This is a genomic window from Streptomyces sp. (assembly GCF_035563135.1).
Taxonomy (GTDB): domain Bacteria; phylum Actinomycetota; class Actinomycetes; order Streptomycetales; family Streptomycetaceae; genus Streptomyces.
In genome coordinates this window covers 1-4,894 of the sequence record NZ_DATMVN010000512.1, presented here as the reverse complement: position 1 = coordinate 4,894, position 4,894 = coordinate 1, and the positions used below count along the sequence as shown (strand labels likewise).

The following is a 4,894-nucleotide window of genomic DNA, read 5'->3' as shown; positions in this document are numbered from 1 at the left end:
CGGTTCGAGCGGGTGCGCGGCGCCTCCTGGCGGCTGCGGGACGCCCGGCCGTCCGGGACGTCGGACACCACCGACACCGGGTACGCGGTCCGGGTGGTGCACGGTGGCGCCTGGGGGTTCGCGTCCGGGGTGGACCTCACGATGGACGCGGCGGCGAAGGTGATCGCGGCGGCCGGTTCCGACGAGAGGGTGGAGCTGGCGGACGAGCCGGTGCACGGCGAGCGGACCTGGGTGTCGGCGTACGAGGTCGACCCCTTCGGTGTGCCGGACGCCGAGAAGGCCGGGCTGCTCGCCGAGTGGAGCGCGCGGCTGCTGGCGGCCGACGGCGTCGCGCATGTGGACGCCTCCCTGATGACGGTCCACGAGAACAAGTTCTACGCCGACACCGCCGGCACCGTCACCACCCAGCAGCGCGTGCGGGTGCATCCGCAGCTGACCGCGGTGGCCGTGGACGGCAGCACCGGTGAGTTCGACTCGATGCGGACGATCGCCCCTCCGGCGGGCCGGGGCTGGGAGTACCTCACGGGCACCGGCTGGGACTGGGACGCGGAGCTGGAGCGCATCCCGGGACTGCTGGCCGAGAAGATGCGGGCGCCGGGCGTCGAGGCGGGGACGTACGACCTGGTGGTCGACCCGTCCAACCTCTGGCTGACCATCCACGAGTCGATCGGCCACGCGACCGAGCTGGACCGGGCGCTGGGTTACGAGGCGGCGTACGCCGGGACCTCGTTCGCGACGTTCGACCGGCTGGGGAAGCTGGCCTACGGCTCCCCGGTGATGAACGTGACCGGTGACCGCACCGCCGAACACGGGCTCGCGACCATCGGCTACGACGACGAGGGCGTCGAGGCGCAGTCCTGGGACCTGGTCAGGGACGGGACGCTGGTGGGCTACCAGACGGACCGGCGGATCGCGAAGCTGACGGGCCTGGGCCGGTCCAACGGGTGTGCGTACGCCGACTCCCCGGAGCACGTGCCCGTGCAGCGCATGGCGAACGTCTCGTTGCAGCCGGATCCGGGCGGGCTCTCCACGGAGGACCTGATCGGCGGGGTGGAGCGCGGCATCTACGTGGTCGGCGACCGCTCCTGGTCGATCGACATGCAGCGGTACAACTTCCAGTTCACCGGGCAGCGGTTCTTCAGGATCGAGAACGGCCGGCTGGCGGGGCAGCTGCGGGACGTGGCGTACCAGGCGACGACGACGGACTTCTGGGGCTCGATGGAGAAGGTCGGCGGTCCGCAGACCTATGTCCTGGGCGGCGCGTTCAACTGCGGCAAGGCCCAGCCGGGTCAGGTCGCGGCCGTCTCGCACGGCTGCCCCTCCGCCCTCTTCCGAGGCGTGAACATCCTCAACACCACGCAGGAGGCCGGGCGATGAGCCGCGTCAGCAAGCCGTACGAGATCGTCGAGCGCGCCCTGGAGCTGTCCGGCGCCGACGGCTGTGTGGTCATCGCGGAGGAGAATTCCTCCGCCAATCTGCGCTGGGCCGGCAACGCGCTCACCACGAACGGGGTGACGCGGGGGCGGACCCTGACCGTGATCGCGACTGTGGACGGCGCGGAGGGGACGGCGTCCGGGGTGGTGTCCCGCTCGGCCGTCACCACCGACGACCTGGAGCCGCTGGTGCGGGCCGCCGAGGCCGCGGCGCGCGGCGCCGGGCCGGCCGAGGACGCCCAGCCGCTGGTCTCCGGCCTCCCGGAGTCGGCCGATTTCACGGAAGCGCCGGCCGAGACCGGCTCCGGTGTCTTCGACGGCTTCGCCCCGGCACTCGGCGACGCCTTCGCACGGGCCCGCTCGGGCGGACGTGAGCTGTACGGCTTCGCCCACCACCAGCTGAGCTCGACGTATCTGGGTACGTCGGCGGGGCTGCGGCTGCGCCACGACCAGCCGAACGGGACGCTGGAGCTGAACGCGAAGTCCCCCGACCGCACCCGTTCCGCCTGGGCGGGCAGGGCCACCCGGGACTTCGAGGACGTCGACCCGGCGGCTCTGGACGCGGAGCTGGCGCAGCGCCTGGGCTGGGCGGAGCGCAGGATCGAGCTGCCGGCCGGGCGTTACGAGACGCTGTTGCCGCCGACCGCGGTGGCCGACCTGCTGATCTACCAGTACTGGTCGGCGGGGGCCCGGGACGCGGCGGAGGGCCGGACCGTCTTCTCCCGGCCGGGCGGCGGTACGAGGGTCGGCGAGACGCTCTCCCAGCTGCCGCTGACCCTGCGCAGCGACCCGCACGCCCCGGGGCTGGAGTCCGCCCCCTTCGTGATCGCGCACGCGTCGGGGGACGGTTCCTCGGTCTTCGACAACGGGCTGCCGCTGGCCCCCACCGACTGGATCGCGGGCGGCAGGCTGGAGCGGCTGACCACGACCCGTCACTCCGCCGGGCTGACGGGCCTGCCGGTGGCCCCCTCGATGGACAACCTCGTCCTGGACGGCGGGGGTGAGCGGTCCCTGGAGGAGATGGTGGCCGCGACGGCCGGCCGGGCCCTGCTGCTGACCTGCCTCTGGTACATCCGGGAGGTGGATCCGGCCACCCTGCTGCTGACCGGTCTGACCCGGGACGGTGTCTATCTGGTGGAGGACGGCGAGGTCCTCGGCGAGGTGAACAACTTCCGGTTCAACGAGTCGCCGGTCGGGCTGCTGGCCCGGGCGTCGGAGGCGGGCCGTACGGAGAAGACGCTGCCGCGCGAGTGGGGCGACTACTTCACCCGGGCGGCGATGCCCGCGCTGCGTATCCCCGACTTCCACATGAGCTCGGTCAGCCGGGGCGTATGACGCCCATAGACTGGCCGGACAACCGATCGAACCCAGCCGAACCCTCAGAGGAGAGAAACGACCGTGACGGACATCGTCGACGAGCTGAAGTGGCGCGGGCTGTTCGCCCAGTCCACTGACGAGGACGCACTGCGCAAGGCTCTCGCGGACGGCCCGGTCACTTTCTATTGCGGCTTCGACCCGACCGCGGCGAGTCTCCACGTCGGCCACCTGGTCCAGGTGCTCACCATGCGCCGGCTCCAGCTCGCCGGGCTGAAGCCGCTCGCCCTGGTCGGCGGGGCCACCGGGCAGATCGGTGACCCGCGGCCGACCGCGGAGCGCACGCTGAACGACCCGGAGACCATCGCCGCGTGGGTCCAGCGGCTGCGTGGGCAGATCGAGCCCTTCCTCACCTTCGAGGGCCCGAACGCCGCCACGATGGTGAACAACCTGGACTGGACCGCGGGCCTGTCCGCGATCGAGTTCCTCCGGGACATCGGCAAGCACTTCCGGGTCAACAAGATGCTCACCAAGGACTCGGTGGCCCGCCGGCTGGAGTCGCAGGAGGGCATCAGCTACACGGAGTTCAGCTACCAGCTGCTCCAGGGCATGGACTACCTGGAGCTGTACCGGCGCTACGGCTGCACCCTCCAGCAGGGCGGCAGCGACCAGTGGGGCAACCTCACGGCGGGCATCGATCTGATCCACCGCCTGGAGCCGGACGCCGCCGTGCACGCGCTGGCGACGCCCCTGATGGTGAAGGCCGACGGCACCAAGTTCGGCAAGTCCGAGAGCGGCGCCGTGTGGCTCGACCCGGAGATGACGACGCCGTACGCCTTCTACCAGTTCTGGCTGAATGTGGATGACCGGGACATCTCGACGTACATGCGCATCCTCAGCTTCAAGAGCCGTGAGGAGCTCGAGGAGCTGGAGAAGCTGACCGAGGAGCGCCCGCAGGCGCGTTCGGCGCAGCGTTCACTGGCCGAGGAGCTGACGGCACTGGTGCACGGCGGTGCGCAGTGCGCGGCGGTCATCGCGGCGTCGAAGGCGCTGTTCGGCCAGGGCGAGCTCGGCGAGCTGGACGAGGCGACGCTGAGCGCCGCCCTGTCCGAGGTGCCGCACGCCCGGGTCACCGAGCTGGGCCCGGTGGTGGATCTCCTGGTCGAGGTCGGGCTGTCCGCCAGCAAGTCGGCCGCCCGCCGCACGGTCAAGGAGGGCGGGGCCTACGTGAACAACGCGAAGGTCACGGACGGTGAGAGCGCTCCGGCCCGTGAGGAGCTGCTGCACGGGCGCTGGCTGGTCCTGCGCCGGGGCAAGAAGAACCTGGCCGCTGTCGAGGTCACGGCCGGCTGACACCGGTGAGCACAGCCCTGCGGCCGGTCACGCGTGACGCGTGACCGGCCGCGGCGCCGTGTCATACCCGGGTCAGGTTCTCTGCCTCTTGCCCCGGTTGCCCCGGATCGACTGCCAGAGCATGTCTCCGACACCGACGACGGCGATGGCACCGATCAGCTGCAGCACATGGCGGATCCAGTCGATCCCCTTGGTGTCCTCGACACCGATCCAGGACGCGACGGCGTTGCCGAGGATGCTGCCGAGGATGCCGAACACCACCGTCAGCCAGAGGGGGATGCTCTGCTTCCCCGGCAGGATCGCCCGGGCGAGCACACCCAGTACCAGCCCTACGATGATTGCCCACAACCAGCTCATATCGCCTCCTCGTGCGGCGCGGTGTGCGCACGTTCGCCCCAGTCTCGGCCCGCCGGACGCACACCGCATGCCGGGCAGGGCCGTACGTGGGGCCGCGGCCGGGATCCGTACGGGCCGGGGGCGCCCCGGGCTCGAATACGGCGGATGCCAGGCGTACCGTAGGAGCCGCACCGTCCGGGGACGTCCGGCACAGAGATCTGGTGGTGGAATCATGATGCGGAAGCAGAGCGGCACGGAGGTCTTCCGTATCACGGGCGCCCGGCAGGGTCTCGCCGATGACGTGCGGGGCAGGCAGCGGCGCTACATCATCTCGATGTCCGTGCGCACGGTCTCCGTGGTGCTGGCCGCGACCCTGTGGAACGTCGAGAGGCATGTGGCCGTGGTGGCGCTCGCGTTGGGCGTCCTGCTCCCTTATGTGGCGGTGGTCATCGCCAACG

Annotated in this window: 5 protein-coding genes; 4 read left to right on the top strand and 1 reads right to left on the bottom strand. The window is 71.2% G+C overall.

The features are described 5' to 3' along the window. From VN520_RS22650 to tyrS, 3 genes are all read left to right on the top strand, one after another. Window positions 1-1,377: TldD/PmbA family protein (locus VN520_RS22650; protein WP_325748770.1), on the top strand; the 1,377-nt coding region annotated here is incomplete at its 5' end. Then, the gene (locus VN520_RS22645) at window positions 1,374-2,768 is read left to right on the top strand and encodes a metallopeptidase TldD-related protein (RefSeq protein WP_325748769.1); all 1,395 of its coding nucleotides are present in this window, start codon (window positions 1,374-1,376) and stop codon (window positions 2,766-2,768) included. The genes VN520_RS22650 and VN520_RS22645, both read left to right, overlap by 4 nt. A 63-nt stretch (window positions 2,769-2,831) precedes the next feature. Beyond that, entirely contained in the window at window positions 2,832-4,100 is a 1,269-nt protein-coding gene (tyrS, locus tag VN520_RS22640) for a tyrosine--tRNA ligase (protein WP_325748768.1), read from the top strand. 72 nt (window positions 4,101-4,172) lie between these two features. Here tyrS and VN520_RS22635 read toward each other — a convergent pair whose 3' ends face one another. Further along, a complete protein-coding gene (locus tag VN520_RS22635) occupies window positions 4,173-4,457 on the bottom strand; it encodes a GlsB/YeaQ/YmgE family stress response membrane protein (protein ID WP_325748767.1) in 285 nt (94 codons plus the stop codon). Between the two features lie 211 nt (window positions 4,458-4,668). On the opposite strand from VN520_RS22635, the gene VN520_RS22630 reads away from it, so the two are divergent. Further along, on the top strand, window positions 4,669-4,894 hold a 226-nt coding region (locus VN520_RS22630; protein ID WP_325748766.1), incomplete at its 3' end, for a DUF3099 domain-containing protein.